This window comes from Deefgea rivuli DSM 18356, from assembly GCF_000620145.1.
In the GTDB taxonomy this organism is placed as follows: domain Bacteria; phylum Pseudomonadota; class Gammaproteobacteria; order Burkholderiales; family Chitinibacteraceae; genus Deefgea; species Deefgea rivuli.
In genome coordinates, this window is record NZ_JHVM01000012.1 from 81,722 (window position 1) to 100,339 (window position 18,618).

At 49.3% G+C, this 18,618-nt stretch carries 15 protein-coding genes; 10 read left to right on the forward strand and 5 right to left on the reverse strand.

The window, feature by feature from the left end:
• The first annotated feature begins 47 nt into the window (after window positions 1-47).
• The 5 genes from Q320_RS0106090 to Q320_RS0106115 all read left to right on the forward strand — a co-directional run bounded on the left by Q320_RS0106090 (window position 48) and on the right by Q320_RS0106115 (window position 6,408).
• Window positions 48-512 carry a YehS family protein gene (locus Q320_RS0106090; protein WP_027468269.1) on the forward strand — a complete coding sequence of 155 codons (465 nt, stop codon included), beginning with the start codon at window positions 48-50 and terminating at the stop codon, window positions 510-512.
• A gap of 355 nt (window positions 513-867) precedes the next feature.
• Window positions 868-2,256 carry an argininosuccinate lyase gene (argH, locus tag Q320_RS0106100; protein WP_027468271.1) on the forward strand — a complete coding sequence of 463 codons (1,389 nt, stop codon included), beginning with the start codon at window positions 868-870 and terminating at the stop codon, window positions 2,254-2,256.
• A 110-nt stretch (window positions 2,257-2,366) separates the two neighbouring features.
• Window positions 2,367-4,583 carry a sensor histidine kinase gene (locus tag Q320_RS20650; RefSeq protein WP_051534519.1) on the forward strand — a complete coding sequence of 739 codons (2,217 nt, stop codon included), beginning with the start codon at window positions 2,367-2,369 and terminating at the stop codon, window positions 4,581-4,583.
• A gap of 57 nt (window positions 4,584-4,640) precedes the next feature.
• The gene (locus Q320_RS0106110) at window positions 4,641-5,111 is read left to right on the forward strand and encodes a GNAT family N-acetyltransferase (RefSeq protein ID WP_027468272.1); all 471 of its coding nucleotides are present in this window, start codon (window positions 4,641-4,643) and stop codon (window positions 5,109-5,111) included.
• Window positions 5,112-5,361: 250 nt separating this feature from the next.
• Window positions 5,362-6,408 carry an oxidoreductase gene (locus tag Q320_RS0106115; RefSeq protein WP_035852711.1) on the forward strand — a complete coding sequence of 349 codons (1,047 nt, stop codon included), beginning with the start codon at window positions 5,362-5,364 and terminating at the stop codon, window positions 6,406-6,408.
• Window positions 6,409-6,448: 40 nt separating this feature from the next.
• Here the strand turns inward: Q320_RS0106115 and Q320_RS0106120 are convergent, their stop codons facing one another.
• The 3 genes from Q320_RS0106120 to Q320_RS0106130 form a co-directional block, all read right to left on the reverse strand.
• Window positions 6,449-7,555: a patatin-like phospholipase family protein gene (locus Q320_RS0106120; protein WP_035852715.1), complete on the reverse strand. Its 1,107-nt coding sequence runs from the start codon at window positions 7,553-7,555 to the stop codon at window positions 6,449-6,451.
• A 141-nt stretch (window positions 7,556-7,696) separates the two neighbouring features.
• Window positions 7,697-8,482, reverse strand: coding sequence for a 3-hydroxybutyrate dehydrogenase (locus tag Q320_RS0106125; RefSeq protein WP_027468275.1), 786 nt, complete (start codon window positions 8,480-8,482; stop codon window positions 7,697-7,699).
• Between the two features lie 109 nt (window positions 8,483-8,591).
• Entirely contained in the window at window positions 8,592-9,365 is a 774-nt protein-coding gene (locus tag Q320_RS0106130; protein ID WP_035852722.1) for a copper homeostasis protein CutC, read from the reverse strand.
• A gap of 264 nt (window positions 9,366-9,629) precedes the next feature.
• On the opposite strand from Q320_RS0106130, the gene Q320_RS0106140 reads away from it, so the two are divergent.
• The 5 genes from Q320_RS0106140 to Q320_RS18720 all read left to right on the forward strand — a co-directional run bounded on the left by Q320_RS0106140 (window position 9,630) and on the right by Q320_RS18720 (window position 15,481).
• A complete protein-coding gene (locus Q320_RS0106140) occupies window positions 9,630-10,925 on the forward strand; it encodes a tryptophan--tRNA ligase (RefSeq protein WP_211251188.1) in 1,296 nt (431 codons plus the stop codon).
• Window positions 10,926-10,996: 71 nt separating this feature from the next.
• A complete protein-coding gene (locus Q320_RS0106145; protein ID WP_027468278.1) occupies window positions 10,997-12,166 on the forward strand; it encodes a PIN domain-containing protein in 1,170 nt (389 codons plus the stop codon).
• Between the two features lie 816 nt (window positions 12,167-12,982).
• On the forward strand, window positions 12,983-13,333 hold the full coding sequence (locus Q320_RS18715; protein ID WP_035852724.1) for a VOC family protein: 351 nt from the start codon (window positions 12,983-12,985) through the stop codon (window positions 13,331-13,333).
• A gap of 272 nt (window positions 13,334-13,605) precedes the next feature.
• A complete protein-coding gene (locus Q320_RS0106155) occupies window positions 13,606-14,454 on the forward strand; it encodes an AraC family transcriptional regulator (RefSeq protein ID WP_027468279.1) in 849 nt (282 codons plus the stop codon).
• A 1-nt stretch (window position 14,455) separates the two neighbouring features.
• Window positions 14,456-15,481, forward strand: coding sequence for an alpha/beta hydrolase family protein (locus Q320_RS18720; RefSeq protein WP_051534520.1), 1,026 nt, complete (start codon window positions 14,456-14,458; stop codon window positions 15,479-15,481).
• A 98-nt stretch (window positions 15,482-15,579) separates the two neighbouring features.
• Here Q320_RS18720 and Q320_RS0106165 read toward each other — a convergent pair whose 3' ends face one another.
• Window positions 15,580-17,583 (reverse strand): dynamin family protein, encoded by a 2,004-nt coding sequence (locus Q320_RS0106165; RefSeq protein ID WP_051534521.1) that lies wholly within the window; start codon window positions 17,581-17,583, stop codon window positions 15,580-15,582.
• A gap of 78 nt (window positions 17,584-17,661) precedes the next feature.
• A complete protein-coding gene (gene mutM, locus Q320_RS0106170; RefSeq protein WP_027468281.1) occupies window positions 17,662-18,477 on the reverse strand; it encodes a bifunctional DNA-formamidopyrimidine glycosylase/DNA-(apurinic or apyrimidinic site) lyase in 816 nt (271 codons plus the stop codon).
• Window positions 18,478-18,618 lie beyond the last annotated feature (141 nt).

Genomic DNA, 18,618 nt, shown 5'->3' on the forward strand with positions numbered 1-18,618 from the left:
CATTGGCACCGCGCCTTAATACAAATAAAGCCTTAAAGGATTCCACCATGTTGAATAATGACGTACTGCGTAGCGTGCGCTATATGCTGGATTTGAGCGATGCCAAGCTCGTTGATATCGTGCAGTTGACCGATCATAAGGTTGATAAAGCGACGATGGCGTCGTTTCTAAAAAAAGAAGACGAAGTCGATTACGCTGAATGCGACGACATCACGATGGCAAATTTCCTCGATGGTTTGGTGTATTTCCGCCGTGGCAAAGATGAATCGCGCCCAGCGCAAGAAATTGAATTGCCGGTGACGAATAATCTGGTGCTGAAAAAACTGCGCGTCGCGTTTGAACTCAAAGACGATGACATCTACGCGATGCTGGCCGATGCAGGTTTTGAAGTGTCTAAACCGGAATTATCGGCACTGTTCCGCAAAAAAGACCACAAACACTTCCGCCCCTGCGGCGACCAATTCTTGCGCAACTTCCTTAAAGGCTTAACGCTGCGCGTGCGTAAAAACTAAAACTTAGGATCACGAAAGGCACGAAAAAAGGCCGAAAAAAGCAATAGAACGATGAACAAAAGCACTGTGAGTTATATAGATTTTCGAGCCTTTGAATGCGTTCTTATTTTCGTGGCCTTTAATAGCCACAAGATTGGAACTCGTGGGAGCGGGCTTGCCCGCGAATGCGCTGCTAATTAGATCGCTTTCGCGGGCAAGCCCGCTCCCACGAAGAACCAAAATAGGTTTCAGCTTTTTTTCGGCTTTTTTCGTGCCTTTCGTGATCCGACGTTTTTGCCCTTGCCTAAGGTCGTGCAGCATTGCGGCTAGACCCGTATAATCGGGTCATTGTTCCAACTATTTCTGGATTTCTCGCATGTCCGAATCTACAAGCAAAGCCTGGTCTGGCCGTTTTAACGAGCCGGTTTCTGAATTGGTTAAACGCTATACCGCCTCGGTGTTTTTTGATAACCGTATGGCCGAAGTGGATATTCAAGGTTCCTTAGCCCACGCCGGTATGCTCAATCAAGTCGGCGTGTTGTGCGATGAAGATTTGCGTTCAATCCAAAGTGGTATGGCCGATATTCTGGATGATATTCGCGCAGGGCGTTTTGAATGGAGCCTCGATCTCGAAGACGTGCACATGAATATCGAGCGCCGCCTCACCGATAAAATCGGCGACGCGGGTAAACGTTTGCACACTGGTCGTTCACGTAACGACCAAGTTGCGACTGATATTCGTCTGTATTTGCGCGGCGCTATTGATTTGTTGCTGGCTTTGGTGCGCGAATTGCAGCATTCGCTGATCGATTTGGCCGAGAAAAACGCCAGCACCGTGATGCCAGGCTTCACGCATTTGCAAGTGGCGCAGCCCGTGACGTTTGGTCACCATATGCTGGCTTACGTTGAAATGCTGGGCCGTGATGCCGAGCGTTTGATTGATACGCGCAAACGTGTGAATCGTATGCCGCTCGGTTCTGCTGCATTGGCGGGTACGACGTTCCCGATTGATCGCAGTATTACGGCGAAGTTATTGGGTTTTGAAGGCATTTGCGAAAACTCACTCGATGCGGTTTCGGATCGTGATTTCGCGATTGAATTTACTGCCGCTGGCGCTTTGATCATGACGCATTTATCGCGTCTATCTGAAGAGCTGATTCTGTGGATGAGCCCGCGCTTTGGCTTTATTGATATTGCCGATCGTTTCTGTACCGGCAGCTCAATCATGCCGCAAAAGAAAAATCCAGACGTTCCTGAATTGGTACGCGGTAAAACTGGCCGAGTGAATGGCAGCTTGATTTCTTTGCTGACTCTGATGAAAGGCCAACCGCTGGCGTATAACAAAGATAATCAAGAAGACAAAGAGCCGCTGTTTGATACCGTCGATACGCTGACGGACACGCTGCGGATTTATGCCGATATGATGCGTGGCATCACGGTGAAAACCGATGCGATGGAGCGCGCAGCTAAGCAAGGTTTTGCGACCGCGACTGATTTGGCCGATTACCTCGTTAAACGCGGCCTGCCATTCCGCGATGCGCACGAAGCGGTGGCTTTGGCGGTGCGTTATGCCGAGCAGAAAAAACAGGACTTATCTGATTTGACTTTGGTTGAATTGAAAAGCTTCTCGCCATTGATCGAAGATGACGTACGCCATGTACTGACTTTGCAAGGTAGCCTTGATGCGCGCAATCACGTGGGCGGTACTGCGCCGTTCCAAGTCTTGGTGCAAGTTGCCAAATGGCGTGAACGTTTGGGCTGCTAATAGAGCCAGCGTGAGTGACGAAAACCCAGCCTAGGCTGGGTTTTTTTGTGCTTTCTGTGGATATTTTTAACTATAGTGAATCTTCCCCGTCTGCTGTGGCTGTATTCACGATGAATTCAAGCTCTCAAGCATCTGTCTTGCAATTACGCCAATTGCAGCGGCATTTTGTGCTGTTCTTATTGTCGATTGCCATCCCGATTGCGGGGGTGATGTGGCTGTATAAAAAGCATACTGAAACCGCGTTACAAGAGCGTATTTTTGCCGAAGTCATCGCACACACTCAGCAGCAGCAATTGGCGCTGACCCAAGTCATTCAGATTGCAACTTCACATTTGCAGCGCTTGGGTGTGCAATTAATGGATGCATTTGCCAATCCTGAATTGTCCTTGAATGAACGCCAGTGGCAGTCTTTAAATGACATGGGTGTGCGTCGCCAAGGCAGTGGCGAATTGACTGGATCTCAGTTAGACGCAGAGACGCGAGAGCGTTATGGCGCACTCTATGTGAGCCCCAAGGCGGTGGGTAAGGCACAGCTAGACAAAGAAATTGCTGCTGCGATGGCGATTTTCCCCGCGATTAAAGCCGCGCATCATGCCTATCCTTTTTTTCAGTGGACTTATTTTTACTCCCCGCGCGAGGATTTTTCTTCGCTTTATCCCTATGTTCCTGAAACAGATATATTGCAGGCGACGGGCAGTCGTTCGATTGAAGATGCACTGAAAGTGATTTTTGATGCGGGTGGCACCAAGCCTGTGCAAATGATAGGCCCCAATCGAAATCCACAGCATCAATCGCAATGGACTGCGCCTTATTATGATGCAGGTGGCAAAGGGGCGATGGTGAGTTTGCTGAGCCCACAATATTTGCAGAAAGAATTTGTCGGCGTCATCGGTACGGATGTGACCTTGCGGATGTTTGGTGAAGTATTGCAAGGCGCACAGCGTCATTTAGGGCATGCAGTGGTGCTTGATCGCGTGGGTAATGTGATTGCCGACGATGTGGGTTTGGTGCAAAGCAATAAAGACATTCTCAAACTAGAAAAAGCATTGCCGAGTGAATTGGCTCAGTTGCTATTGGCTCGTAATAAAATGGAGAAAAACGTTATTCACCATGCCGGTGATTGGTATTGGTTGAGTGTGCCGCTTAAAGGCAGCGAATGGGATTTGCTGGTGTATTTTTCCGCACTGGAGTTGAGTTTACTGGCGGATAAAGAAGCCAAAAGTACACTTTGGATTTTACTTGGATTGATTAGTATTTTGGCGATTGCAACATGGCTGATGTCGCATTACTTTGCGTTCCCTGCGTTGCGTTTAGTCGACTTCCTGAATAAATTGATTAGTAATCCAGCGCAGTCGATTCCACCCGTACCCAAGGCGTGGCAGCCGTCATTTGAACAAGTTGCCGCCACTTCGCAAGAGCGGCATACCTATTTGCTGGCCATTGAAGCACAAGCTGAAGGTTTGGAAAAAACCGTTGCGCAAAGGACTGAGCAACTTAGTCATGCAAATACGGCTTTGCTTGCTTCGATTGAGCAACTCAAAAGCACGCAAAAAATGCTCGTTGAATCGGAAAAAATGGCCGCGCTGGGCGCTTTGGTTGCAGGGGTGGCGCATGAACTCAATACGCCGATTGGGGTGGGCGTGACGATTAGCTCGACCTTATTAGAAAAGAATCAAGCGCTGGTGCAGCAATTAGAAGAGCAAACTTTACGTAAATCAGTGCTGGCTGAATATGTGAGCGAAAATCAGCAGGGCTTAGACATTTTAAGCCGCAACTTGGCGCAAGCGGCCAACTTGGTCAGCAGCTTTAAAAAGGTCGCTGTCGATCAAGCGAGTGATCAGCGGCGTGACTTTGATTTAGCCGAAACCGTTCATGATGTAATTCAAACCATGCAGGTTTTATATGATTCGCATATCGAGCTAGTGTCGTTGGTGCCGAGTGGATTTCTGTTGGATAGCTATCCGGGTGCCTTGGTACAAGTGCTCAATAATTTGATTGCCAATGCGGAGGCACATGGTTTTGTCGGGCGTGAGCACGGCAAAGTAACGATTGCTGCTGAAGCGATTGGCGATGATCAGGTCAAGCTTATCGTCACTGATGATGGGCGAGGAATAGACTCAGAGCATTTAGCGCATATTTTTGAGCCGTTTTTTACGACCAAATTAGGTCAAGGCGGCTCAGGCTTGGGGCTCAGCATTGTTTATAACTTAGTGACGTCGATCTTAGGTGGCAAGATCGATGTGCGCAGTCAAATCGATGTGGGCACCACATTTACCCTGCAATTTCCTTTGGAAGCGCCGCGAAAAGTGAGCCCGACGCAAGTTTAGCGACGTGGCCGTAGTTCGATTTATAATCGTGTTCTTTATTGCGATTTTGAGTTTTCGATGTCACTGATTTGGCGCTGGTATACATTTTCTGAGTTTGATACGCCCACCTTATTTCAATATTTGCGCTTGCGCCAGCAAGTGTTTGTCGTTGAGCAGGCTTGCGCTTATCCCGATATCGATGATTTAGATCTGGTTTCTACGCATTTGCTTGGTTGGTCGGGCGATGCGCTTGTTGCTTGCCTACGCCTTGTCCCGCCGGGATTAAAATATGCTGAGCCTTCTTTGGGGCGCGTCATTGCGGTGCCCGAGCAGCGTGGCACAGGCCTTGGGTATCAGTTGATAGCTACTGGTTTAAAAGGCGCTGCAGGGCAATACCCTGCTATGAATAATCGGATCGGTGCTCAAGCGCATTTGCAGTCTTTTTATGCGCGGCATGGTTTTATCACCGTCTCGGATGAATATGATGAAGACGGGATTTTGCATGTGGATATGCTGTGGCGCGCGGATCAATCTGCGAGCGTTATTTGATCGCCAGTTTGCCAAGAAACAAGACAATGCACGCAAATTCATTCTTGGTGATTTCACTGCCGGAAAGATAATCGGCATTTTGATTTAATAGTTAATGAATAATTATTAACTATAATTTGTCAGCAGATTTCAGCTTTATATTGTTACGCTTTTATTTTTCTTTATAAATTGAATGATGGCGGATTTAACCTAGCGACATTTTATTTAATTTACGTTATAAGCAATCCTTAATCTCTTTTTATTGCACTGTATGCCGAAAACATCGAATTTACGTGTTGGCCTGATTGGCTACGGCTATGCCGGTAAAACTTTTCACGCCCCGCTAATTAATGCCACACCCGGTTTAAGTTTGGTGGCGATTGCCAGCTCACGCCCTGCTGATGTATTGGCCGATTGGCCAGACATCGTCGTGAAAACTGAACCGGATCGTCTATTGGCACATCCTGGGCTTGATTTGGTCGTCATTGCATCGCCAAACGACACGCATCACCCCTTGGCGCGCGCCGCGATTGCGGCGGGCAAACATGTGGTGATTGATAAGCCATTTACGCTGGATTTGCGTGAAGCCGAAGACCTTTGGGTCCGCGCTGAGCAAGCGGGATTACTCTTATCGGTATTTCATAATCGCCGTTGGGATAATGATTTTATTGCGCTGTGTGAAACCGTGCGCAGTGGCACTTTGGGGCGCGTGGTTGAATTTACGTCGCGCTTTGATCGCTATCGCCCTGAAGTCAAAACCCGCTGGCGCGAAGCGAATGTCGCGGGTGCTGGCTTGTGGTACGACCTCGGCCCGCATTTGATTGACCAAGCTTTGCAATTATTCGGCATGCCCAGCGCGATTACCGCCGATTTGGTGTTACGCCGTGCTGGTGCGCAGGCGGTTGATGATTTCCATGTGGTCTTGCATTACCCAACCATGCGCGCGGTGTTGGCCGCGAGCACTTTGGTGAGTGGCGGCACGCCGCGCTTTTTGGTGCAAGGCACTGAAGGTGCTTGGTCGGTCTCGGGCTTGGATGTGCAAGAGTCTTGCTTGAAAGCTGGATTATTGCCGGGCCAAGTTGGCTGGGGTGTTGATCCAAGACAGGCGCAATTATTTCGTAGTGAAAATGATCAAATCAGCGCCACCGATTGTCTGTTGCCGCAAGGCAATTACGCGGCATATTACGCGGGAATTTGTGATGCATTGCTCGGTAAAGGGCAAAACCCAGTGACTGCCGCACAGGCGAGAAATGTGATGCGGATTTTAGATTTAGCCCGAATCAGCGATGCCGAAGGTCGGCGAATTCCATTGATTTAGTGTTGAGAGGAGAAGTGCTTTGCGCTTCTCCTTTTGCTATTTAGGCTTTCAGAGCCGCGATTCGCGCTTTGATAAAGGCCGTCGCTTGCACCTCACCATCATTCATCAATGGCTGAATGTTTTTTGGGCTGCGATCCAGTTTGCTTTCGCAATCGAGCTTACTTTGCAGCGCTTCAGACATTTCAATAAACGGGATGTGATAAGCGCGCTCTTCCACTTCATTGCTTAGGCCGCGCGGCATATTGATGGCGGCTTTAACGCCATTTTTCTCTAAAAACTCCGGCGTAAACGCATTATTGAGCAGCAATTCATTCAAGGTGCGAATGTTATTGAGCTGCTGAAATAAGGACATATTGCCTATCATTTCATTGCGCCGATCTGAAATGGCTTCGGGCGATCTTGGCACTTCTTTGCAGCCGTTTGGATTGATTTTAATCACCCAAATTTCGTCGGGGAGATTATTCTCGCCCACATACATCGGCATAATCACTTCATCAACTGGCGGATTATCCGAGAACAAGCCGTCCCAATACGCTTTGCCATCAAACTCAACCGCTTCAAAAATATTCGGCACCGCGCACGACGACAAAATATGCTCGACGCGAATCGCTTCAGTGCGTGAATTAAATTTCGCTAATTGGCCGGTCAGCACTTCGGCTGCACCCAAAATTAAAGCGGGCAGCTCGGTATTGGCGCCCATCGCTTTGAGCTCGGCAAAGTCGATATGCGCTTCAAGCAGGCCACGAAAATCAGTAAAGTTTGGGCGAAATTGCTTGTTGGTCATCGTGCTCATCATTTGCATCAGCGGCGAGTAGGGGCTGATATTGAATTGCGGCATTTTGCCGCTATTCACTTTGCGCATTGAGTCAATCAGGTAATCGTTAAAGCGCAATTCGGCATCCGATTGCGCCGTATTGTCGGCCCACAAATCCAGCATGCGTTGTGGAATGTAGGCGTCTTTTTTCAGCATCGCATACCAAATCAGCGTTGCGCACAGCGCGCCGCCTGAGGTGCCAGTAATACTCACCAGCTCGTAATGATCGCTAAAGCCATTGTCGTACAGTGCTTTGAGTGCGCCAGCAGTAAACGCAGTTTGACTACCGCCGCCTTGGCAAGTGATCGCAATTTTTCTTTTTTTAACAGCCATGATGAATTCCTTTTAAATACAAAAGATGTCCAAGAAAAGCACGAAAAATCCCCATTTACACGCTTTATAACGTTACCGCGTGAGCGTACTCAATCTGGGTTTACTTTCGTGTCTTTCGTGCTTTTCGTGGACTAAAGGTTTTTAATGCGCAGTCCAGCAGCCATCGACTGGCAGCGCAGTGCCAGTCATCGAGCGCGCGCCGTCCGAGCAGAGGAAGGCCGCCAGCGCACCTAGCTCTTCGACTTCGACAAATTTCTTGGTTGATTGCGCGCAGAGCAATACGTCACGGACTACTTCTTCTTCAGAAATGCCGCGCGCTTTGGCGGTGTCGGGGATTTGTTTTTGTACCAGCGGCGTCATCACATAGCCGGGGCAAATCGCGTTCGCGGTGATGCCGTGCTCGGCGACTTCAAGCGCCACCGTTTTGGTCAGCCCTAAAATCGCATGTTTGGAGGCGACATACGCCGATTTGAATGGTGAGGCGACCAGCGCGTGCGCCGACGCGATATTGATAATTCGCCCCCAACCGCGCGCTTTCATGCCCGGCACAGCCAGACGGATTGCGTGGAACGCTGCTGATAAATTCAGCGCAATAATTAGATCGTATTTTTCAGGCGGGAAGTCTTCAATCGGGCAAACATGCTGCATGCCGGCATTGTTGACCAAAATATCGAGACGGCCAAACGTCGTTTCCACTTCACGAATCATCGCTTCAACGGCGGCGACTTGGGTGAGGTCGGCACCGATAAAATGCACTGCCACGCCAAATTCGGCAGCTAAATCGGCGCGAATTTTCTCAATGGCGCTAGGTTCGCCAAGGCCATTGAGTACGATGCTGGCACCTTGCGCAGCGAGAGCTTTGGCAATGCCCAAACCAATTCCACTGGTTGAGCCGGTAATCAGCGCAACTTTATCTTTTAATTTCATTTATTTCCCCTGTCTTTCGTTGTGTGACGAATTTTTCGAAAAAATGCACGAATGGCTGGGGTTTAATATAAATGATAAAGAAAGCTAGTCGTAATATGTTTGTGTGAAATTACGAATTCGCTACAGCGCCTTGTGCATTGGCCAGCAATTCGCGAACCAAATCGGCGTTGGTTTCGACGATGCTGTATTCATCCTGCCCCGGCGCGCCCATTTTGACGTTCGGATTGCGGTAAGTCATGCCGCTAGGGAAGGGCGCGCGGCCTGAACTGTGAAACTCGCGGCAACCGGTTTCAGACACTAGCTGCGCAATATTGTGGCCACGCACACCCGCGCCCGGCATCACAACGAGTCGATCTCCAGCTTGTTCTTGCAGTTTTTTAAGCAGCGCAGCGCCTTCTAGCGCCGTCGCCGCTTGGCCGCTGGATAGCAAGCGATTGCAACCCGTCGCGATAATGTCTTCGAGTGCTTGTTCAGCATTACAAGCCACATCAAACGCACGGTGGAAAGTCACTGGCATTGGTGCGGCCAGCTCAACCAAGCGTTTAGTGCGGGGTATATCGATGTGGCCATCGCTGGTCAATAGCCCGATGACAATACCATCGACGCCAATTTTTTTGCACGCCAGCACATCGCGTTCCATCACCTCAAATTCCACGTCGCTATACAGAAAATCGCCACCGCGCGGGCGGATGATCACGTTTAACGTAATCCACAGGCGATCACGCGCTGCGGCGAGTTGGCCGTAAGATGGCGTCGTGCCGCCTTCGAGCAAGTTGTCGCAAAACTCAACGCGCTGCGCGCCGCCTTCCTGCGCCGCAAGGCAAGAGGTCACCGAACCGGCGCAAATTTCGAGGGTGATGCTGGGCTGTGGAGTTTGTGTCATGGCGGGCTGTCCTGTGCGTTGAAGGCTTGATTATCGGCCAGCGCTTGGCGTTTGTAATCAGCAAGAATACCTATCAAATTCATTAACAAAAATAACGCATCGAATGATCTGGGTATTGCTCTGTATCCATTATTAAACAATAGCTTCATTGATATACCTATTAGGTTCTGATGTGTTGATTTTAGCCCGTAGCATTCTGCTGACACGATGGCGCGCTGCCTGCTAGACTTGCCGCCATTGTGTTACGCGTTTTTTAAAGGATTTGTGATGAGTTTGCGTGTTTTAACGGGCATTACCACGACGGGTACGCCGCATTTGGGCAATTATGTGGGCGCGATTCGCCCGGCGATTGTCGCCAGCCAACAGCCCAATAGCGACTGTTTCTTTTTTATGGCCGACTATCACGCGCTGATTAAATGTGACGACCCGAGCCGCATCGAGCGCTCGCGCCTTGAAATCGCCGCGACGTGGCTCGCCGCAGGGCTCGACCCAGAACGCGTGACCTTCTATCGCCAATCCGACGTGCCAGAAGTCACCGAACTCAATTGGCTGCTGACTTGCGTCACCGCCAAAGGCCAAATGAACCGTGCTCACGCCTACAAAGGCAGTACCGACGCCAACGAAGCAGCGGGCGAAGATCCCGATGCCGGCATCACGATGGGCTTGTTCTGCTACCCGATTTTGATGGCCGCCGATATTTTGCTGTTTAATCCGCATAAAGTGCCAGTCGGCCGCGATCAAATTCAGCACATCGAAATGACGCGTGATGTTGCGGCGCGTTTCAATCATTTATTCGGCCAAGGCAAGGATTTCTTCGTGTTGCCCGAAGCGCACATCGAAGAGCAAGTCGCCACGCTACCGGGTTTGGATGGCCGAAAAATGAGTAAATCGTACGACAACACGATTCCGCTGTTTGAAGGCGGCGCAAAAGCCTTGAAAGACGCGGTCGCCAAAATTGTCACCAATAGCCTATTGCCGGGCGAACCGAAAGATCCAGAATGCCATTTAGTGACGATTTATGAAGCGTTTGCGACGCCAGAGCAAGCGGCGAAATTCCGCGCTGATTTAGTCGCAGGTCTAGGCTGGGGCGATGCGAAAAAGCAATTGGTTGAACTCATCGACGCGCACGTTGGCCCGATGCGCGAGAAATACCAAGAATTAATGGCGCATCCAGAGCAAATTGAAGAATTGCTACAAATCGGCGCAGCCAAAGCCCGCGCTATTGCTGCTCCGCTGCTCAAAACCGTGCGCGAATCCGTCGGCCTACGCCGCATGAACGCGCTACCAGCAGTCAAAGAAAAAGCCATCAAAATCGCCTTGCCAAGCTTCAAGCAATTCCGTTTGGAAGACGGTCAGTTCTACTTCAACTTTAGCGATGCAGCAGGGCGTTTGTTGTTGACCAGTTCAGGCTTTGCTTCGGGTAAAGATGCGGGGCAATGGGTTGGGAAGTTGAAGAAAGAAGGCGTTGCGGCGTTGACGGGTGATACGCCAGTGGCGTTGGCGGAAGGCGTGAGTTCAGATGATGTGGCTGCGGCGCTGGTGGCGTTGACGGTGGAGTGACTTTAATAATTGAATTTTTAGAAGTGCAGGGTATTCGTACTTATTGAAATTTTATATCAGGCGTTAAGACTATGTTCCTTGTTATTTTAGATTCAAATGCACTTCATAAAGAGGGTTATGTTTCTCATGATATGTTGAGATTGGGGCGATTGGTATCAGAAAGCAAGGCAAAAATTATTTTACCGACATTAGTAAAGCGAGAGTATCTATCAAAAAGGCAGTGTGATTTTTTAGAGCATATAAAGAAATCTAAGTCAGGATTGGAAAGTGCTAAAAGATTTTCGGCAAATGAAGAGTTGAATGGTGAATTGGTTGCGGCTGAAAAATTAATCGACATTCTTACCAGTAAAGTATCGAGCCAATTAGAAAAGGATTTTGATGATTGGTTCGTTAAAAACAATGGGGAGCTAATTGATTTTGAGCTGTCATGCGTGTCAGATGTTTTTAATGATTATTTTTCTGGCTTAGGTGCATTTAAGTCTGTAAAAAATAGATCAGATATTCCAGATTCTTTTATTGGTAAATGCATCGAGTTATTTGCATTTGAAAAAACAAATGTTAATGTCATTGTTCAGGATAAGGTTTTTAGTAAACATCTAGCTACATTAGCTAATGTTAAGACATTTAACGAACTAGGCGATTTTTTAAAAGATGAAAGTGTAGTACAGACTCTTGATGAACTGGACTCTCTTCAAGATGGTATTCAGGCCTTTAAAAATCTCATTTATACTCAAGGCTTTCTAGTAAACTTGAATGCTTATCTTAAAGAGGGTATCGGATTAGGTAGCATATACATAGAAAGTGATGAAATTCCTGGTTCAGAGAAACTAGGTATTGATTTCTTTGGTATGAGCATTAATGGGGTTGTTGATGACAACTTTTATGATCGTGAAAGCCAAATTAACTTTGGCGATGTTAGTTATATTTCAGATGGAGTTTTTTCTTTGGCGGTAAGTTTAGAGGCTGCTGCTTCTTTAAGCTATTGTGTTGAATATTATGACTATCAAAGTCTTCCTTTAGCAAGAAAGAAATCACTGGAAATTACCAGCATGAATGGTGATGGTATTTGCGATGTAAGTGAATTAGTTTTGGTTACTCTGACTGGTTTTGTTGAGTTTAAATCAAGAGATGAAATTGTGACTAAAGACAGCATTGCAAGCATAGCTGATCATTTCAGCTTGGTTTTAAATGCTTTTGAAATAGATTTAGAAATTGATGCTGCAGAAATACTCGAATGCTAGCACTGTAGGTTGGGCTAAGCTTGCGCAGCCCAACGTTTACCGTGATAAATAACCGCCAGAAATTCAGGCGGTTTTGTTTTTTATGCGGCTGTGCCGCGTAGGTTTTGGGGCGCGGGCTGTGCAAACTCGTAAGCCGCAATCGTAGGGGGCAATGAGCTTTGCGAATTGCACCGCATGGGGATACATCATTCCCATTCCGCCATGATGCATGAATCAAATCGAATGGGGCTTGCCCAACGGACTGCTCGGCGCAATTCGCTGTGCTCATTGACGCCCTACGGTATAGATGTATTTACTTGCAGCCTTTTATTTTCAATGCTTAGATGGCAATACATCGACTTTATTTCAAATCTCGTCGAGCTGCGCGAGATCCCTTGTGTCAAGCCGAGCGAGGAAAAGCGGGGCGGGGTTTTTGCGATCAATGTTTGAGTGAGGCCGATGCTTTTGCCTTTGAGGCCGAACGAGTTTTGAGCGCAACCGCCTCGATTGTCCGCAGCGAGGGAATCCGACGAAGCCGGACGCAGATACTAGGGCGGCCTTCTTTGCTTACTTTCTTGGCCGTTCAAGAAAGTAAGTGCCAAGCGGCATTAGCGCGACTCAGCGTTGAAAGATCATTGCAGCTTGAGTCGAAGCCCTCTTTTGGCATAGCGCTCTTCGGTTGTTGAATCGTGTTCACGCCGACTGTGTTTCGATTCACGGCAATGCTAACTTGATCCGCTGTTCTGTGCGCAATTCCCTGCGGGAATTTCACATCCTACGTCGCCCCAAATGCCAATGTGAATAAATGATTCAATTAAACAGATCGCTGGAGAAAACGTGTTTAATCGCCTAGAAGCCATCGTATTTTTCGTCGCAGACATTCATGCTGCGGCGAATTGGTACGCTCAATTGCTTGCGACTGAGGTGCAATACGAAAATCCGCAATATGCCTTTATTCAGCGCGGTAGCATCTCGATTGGTTTCCATCCCGCAGATGCCAAATGCCCGGGAGGTGTGGGCGGAACGACGGCATATTGGAAAGTCGATGACCTTGAGCAGAGCATCAAGATTCTTGAAAAGAATGGCGCAGTTTTGTATCGCGGGCCAATTCAAACGGATTTGGGCGATCACGCAGCAATTATGCTTGACCCTTTTGGCTGCACAATAGGCTTGCACCAAGTTAAGTAGCGTATGCAGACCGCTAGGGCGACCTTCTTTTTACCCATCTTGGCCGTTCAAGAAAAGTAAGTGCCGTGCGGCATTAGCGCGACCCCGCGTTGAAATGAACTTCTGGTATCAAGTTTCCCATCAGCATTTGGATAACGTTTTTGGCTCCTCGGAACGTTGGGCGTGTGCACCTCGAATGTTGGGCTTCGCTTCGCTCAGCGCCAACCTACATTCCCCCCAAACTTCGCAACCTAAATCAATGCGCTCGGCCTATTGTTGGGCTTGGAGGACGGATGAATAAAGTCAGTACGATTGATGCCTATTCGCGGCGTTTGATGCGGGTGGTGCAAACTTTGTGGCAAGACCCGACGCGGGTGTATACGACTGAGCAATTGGCCGCCGTTGCGCATTTTTCGCCGTTTCATTTTCACCGGATTTATCGGGAAATGATGGGCGAAACGGTGGTGGCGACACAGCAGCGCTTGCGTTTGCATTATGCATCGCGTGATTTGGCGCAGGTTGATTTGCCATTGATTCGCGTTGCGCAGCGGGCGGGTTATCAAAGTAGCGCGGCGTTTGTGCGCTCGTTTGCGGCTACGCATGGTGTAACGCCAGGGGCTTATCGTCGGCAGCGTTTATCTCTCCTCCAATCTCGAATCCATCAGGAGCTTGCTATGTATAACATTGAATTTCGTTCTATTTCTGCACCTATCCATCTGGCGGCGCGGCGGCATATTGGCCCGTATTTGGATATTGGCGAGGCATTTAGCTTGCTGCAATTGGCTGAGACCGCACTGCCACTATTGCCAGAGCCGCGTTGGCTGGGTTTGTACCACGATGATCCGCAAACGATCGCGCCAGAGCAATTGCGCTCGGATGCGTGTGTTGAGATCCTTGCCGAAGGTGATTTGCCAGCCGATTTGCAAAGAGTGCAAATCTCCGCAGGGCGCTACGCGGTGATTGAGCATCGCGGCCCGTATAGTGAATTGGAGCCTGCTTATCATTGGTTATTTGGTGTTTGGTTGCCTGCGAGTGGCGAGCAAGCGCTGGCGGTGCCGATGATAGAGTCGTATTTGAATGATCCAGCCAATACGGCGCCGAAAGATTTACGCACCGAGATTTGGCTGGCGCTGGCGGATTGAGATGACTTATAGAGTGGGCAGTCAAACTTTATATTTTGTCGATGCGAGCAGGCTCAGTTGGGCTGGCGAGGGGGCGAGGCCGATGTTGCTTGACGTGTGGTATCCGGCAGTCGATAGCGCGGTAGAGCAAACACATTATTTTGGCGGCGACGAACCGTTGTTTCAGATTGAGGGCATCGCTAAGGATGCACCTTTATTGGTCGGGCAATGGCCGCTGATTGTGCTTTCGCATGGCACTGGCGGTTCGGGCTTGCAAATGGGCTGGTTGGGTCGGTATTTGGCGTCGCACGGCTTTGTCGCTGTCGCTATTTCGCATCATGGCAATACGTGTATTGAGCCTTATCTGCCGCAGGGATTTTTATTATGGTGGGAGCGGGCGACGGACTTGAGCCGTGTGATTGATTTTATGCTCGCTCATAGCGACTTTGGCGCGGTGATTGCTGCAGAAAAGATCGCGGCTGCGGGTTTTTCACTGGGCGGGTACACCGCGTTGGCGGTGGCGGGTGGCATTTGTGATTTATCGGCATTGTATGACTTTTGCGGCAGCGATGAGCGCGATGCTTCATGCGATGCACCGCCAGAATTTTCCAGTTTACTGGCGATGCGAGAGCAACTGATCGCGAGTGATCCCGCGTTTAATTCGGCGTTGCAGCGACATGCTGTGTCGTATAAAGATTCACGAGTCCGCGCCGCCTTGTTGCTGAGTCCTGCTTTAGGTCGTGCGTTTACTTCGGATGGTGTCGCCCAGATTGATATTCCGCTGCATATCGTGGTCGCGGCGGGCGATCAAATTGCGCCAGCAAAGAGTAATGGTATGTATCTGGCGCAGCTGATGCCAGAGGCCAAGTTGACCGTGCTGGATGAGGCGGTCAATCATTATGTTTATCTGTGCGAAGCGACGCCTGCGGGGAAGCAATACTTGCCAGAATTGTGTTGCGATGATGCTAGGGTAGATCGGCGTTTAATTCATCAACAAACGGCGGCGCTGGCGGTGGAATTCTTTCGGTCTTCGGGTATTGGTTTGTAGTCTTTATTCATGAAGGACTACGGTTGAATACCGCATGTATTTGTGAAGTAAAAAACGCAGCTCGATGAGCTGCGTTTTTTGTTTCGGGCTAAAAAACTTTAAGCGGCTTTCGCTGCAAATTCCTGCATTTCTGCATGCAGTGCGCCGTAGACTTGGCGCAATTTGCCGTTCAGCTCGGCGATTTGTTCGGTGAGCTGGCGGTTCATTTCTTCCAATTCTTGGATACGATCTTCCAAGGTATTGGTCGCGTTATGAATGCGTTTGATGCTTTCTAGGCGGCGGCGCAATTGCAATTGATGTTCGCGCACTTGCGTTTCCATCGGTGCCATCACGGCTTTGAGCCAGTTTTCAACGTCGCGGTTGGCGACTTCAAATACGTAAACCACGCGGCTGGCGACGGTTTCGAAGAATTTGCGTGTTAATCGGCCTTGGCTGGTGGTGAGCAGATTGCCGATGGTGTTGAAATGTTCGCGGAATGATTTCTCCAAGCGCGCGAGTTCTTTGTGATATTTCAACGTAGAAAACGGCGGTGGCGTCACTTGGCCTAGGCCGTGTTCTTCGCTGAATTTCTTGTACATCGCCGCCATCATCGCTTGAATTTCAGCGACTTGCTCGGCCGATTTGGCAATCGAGCCATTCACGTCAACAAAGAATTTATCCATCGTTGAGCGCAGGCCGGTTTCGCCAAATGAGAACAGGCTGCGATCCATTTGGTCGCGGATGCGTTCGATTTCAGCTTTCAGTGCGTCTTTGCCGAGCAGAGAAAACAGTTTATTGGTTTGCTGCGTAAACACCGAGCGCAGCGCTTGGAAGCGCACTAAACCTTGTTCAAAGTGCTTTTTGTCTTCTTGCACTTTTTCCATCATTTGCGCGATCACGTCTTGGTTTTTACCGCGCAGGCCAGTGAGTTCAGTCAGTTGCTCTTTCACGCCGTCTTGACGCGCTTGCAGAATCGAGCGGATCGACGACACGACGTCTTCCACTTCCGATTGCGTCGCATCGCGCACGATGTCTTGTTTGCCCGGTAGCAAATCATCCGATAGCGCACGCTCTAACGAAAGCAGGCAAGATTTAGTCAGCAGCGCATCGTCGTTTTGCACTTTGGCGAGCAAGGCTTTTTGCGCTGAAACTGGATAAATTTGTGAGCTTGGCATCGCCAATAAATCAGCAGTGGTTTTCACTTGTTTGGCGATTTCGGCTTCGATTTCCGCGCTGCTGCGCAAATCGTCCCACAAACCGTCAATTTTATTGAGGACGACCAGACGGCCGCGTTTGCCGCTTTGGTTGCGCACGATATGATTGCGCCATACTTCGATGTCCGATTTGGTCACGCCGGTGTCGGCGGCCAAAATAAACAAAATCGCGTGGGCGTTCGGTAGCAAATTGAGCGTCAATTCAGGCTCGGTACCAATCGCATTCAAACCTGGCGTATCCAGAATCACCAAGCCTTGTTCCAGCAGCGGGTGCGGGAAGTTGATGATGGCATGACGCCAGCATGGGATTTCGACTTCGCCATTTTTATCCAGCGCCACAACTTGATCGGGATCGCTTTCGTCGTAGAGGCCGAATTTTTTCGCCGTTTCAGCGTTGACGCGCTGAGTGCGGCCAATTTCTTTGAACGCTTCTTGCATCGAATCAGCGTCGTCGATATTCAGCGGGATATTGTGCCATTCGTCTTGGTAACGGCGATATTCAACGGTGGTGACATTGTCGCCACGGGTTTCGATCGGCAGCAATTGCAGGCACGGTGCGCGCGAACCATCGTGCAGTAATTCGGTCGGGCACATCGTCGTGCGGCCCGCGCTGGATGGCAGAATGCGTTTGCCGTAATGCGCGAAGAAAATCGCGTTAATCAGTTCTGATTTGCCGCGCGAAAATTCAGCGACAAAGGCGATATTGAGTTTGTCTTCTTTGAGGCGATCCACCAAGCCTTGAATCCGCAATGTGGTTTGCGAATCGTTCAAGTCTTGTTCGGAAAGCCAGCGGGATAATTGGGCAATCGATTGCGTTAATGAGCCGCGCCAAGCGCTGTAGGCTTGAAAATCGGCAACCAAATGATCGTTGGCTGCTACTTCTTCTTGATGTAGGTAGTCGGTACTCATACTTTCCCCTTGCGCTGTCGCGCGGTGCGGATTTGCTTTCCGCCTAATATTAGTGCGTGTTAGTGAATTTTGCCATTGTCATTGTTGACATTGCGGGCAATAAAAAGTCGCTCGCTGGCCTTGTCGAATTGTTTTTATTATTGTGCCGCATAGCCGACAAGGCTGATCGGCTCGACCATACACATAGCTATTGAGCATAAAATAGCCGCTGCGCCCGTCACTATCGACATAATCCTTTAAAGTGCTACCGCCTGCAGCAATCGCTTCGTTGAGTGTTTCTTTTATGGTAGCGACCAGTAAGCTAATTTCGGCGTCGTTGAGGCTAAGGCCTGATCGGGTGGGCGCAATTCGCGCGCGAAACAGCGATTCTGACGCATAAATATTACCAACACCGACGACGACATGATTATCCATAATCAATTGTTTAATCGCGGTGCGCCGCGTGCTTAGTTTTTGCGCCAAGTTAGCGCTATCAAACGTTAATGACAAAGGCTCAGGGCCTAAGTCTTTCAGCAATGGATGCTCATTTGTTGGGGTATTACACCACAGCCAAGACCCAAAGCGGCGTGGGTCGTGATACCTTAATCTTTTGCCGTTATCCAAAATCAAATCAATATGATCGTGTTTTTCGGCTGGAAACGCTTCGGTCAAAATTCGCAAATGCCCCGACATGCCCAAATGAATAATCAGCGTGCCGTGCTCAAATCCCAGTAGTAAATATTTGGCTCTGCGAGCTATGCTGTATATTGTTTTGCCACTGAGTAGTTCAGGCAAATCGGCAGGAACAGGCCAGCGTAGGCGGGGGTTGCGGATAATCAGCTCGGTAACTTTGGCATTGAGCAAGTGATCGTGAATGCCACGGCGCGTGGTTTCTACTTCGGGTAATTCGGGCATGGTGCGGGCTCTCTACTTGCGAGTTTGGACTTTCGCCCCCAGTTTACCTAAAGTAGGCCAGCAAAAGTTTTCTTGCATCGTAGTTTCCCGAGTCGTACTAAAATGTACTGCCTGCGGCTTGCCCGCCTTGCCATAAAACGT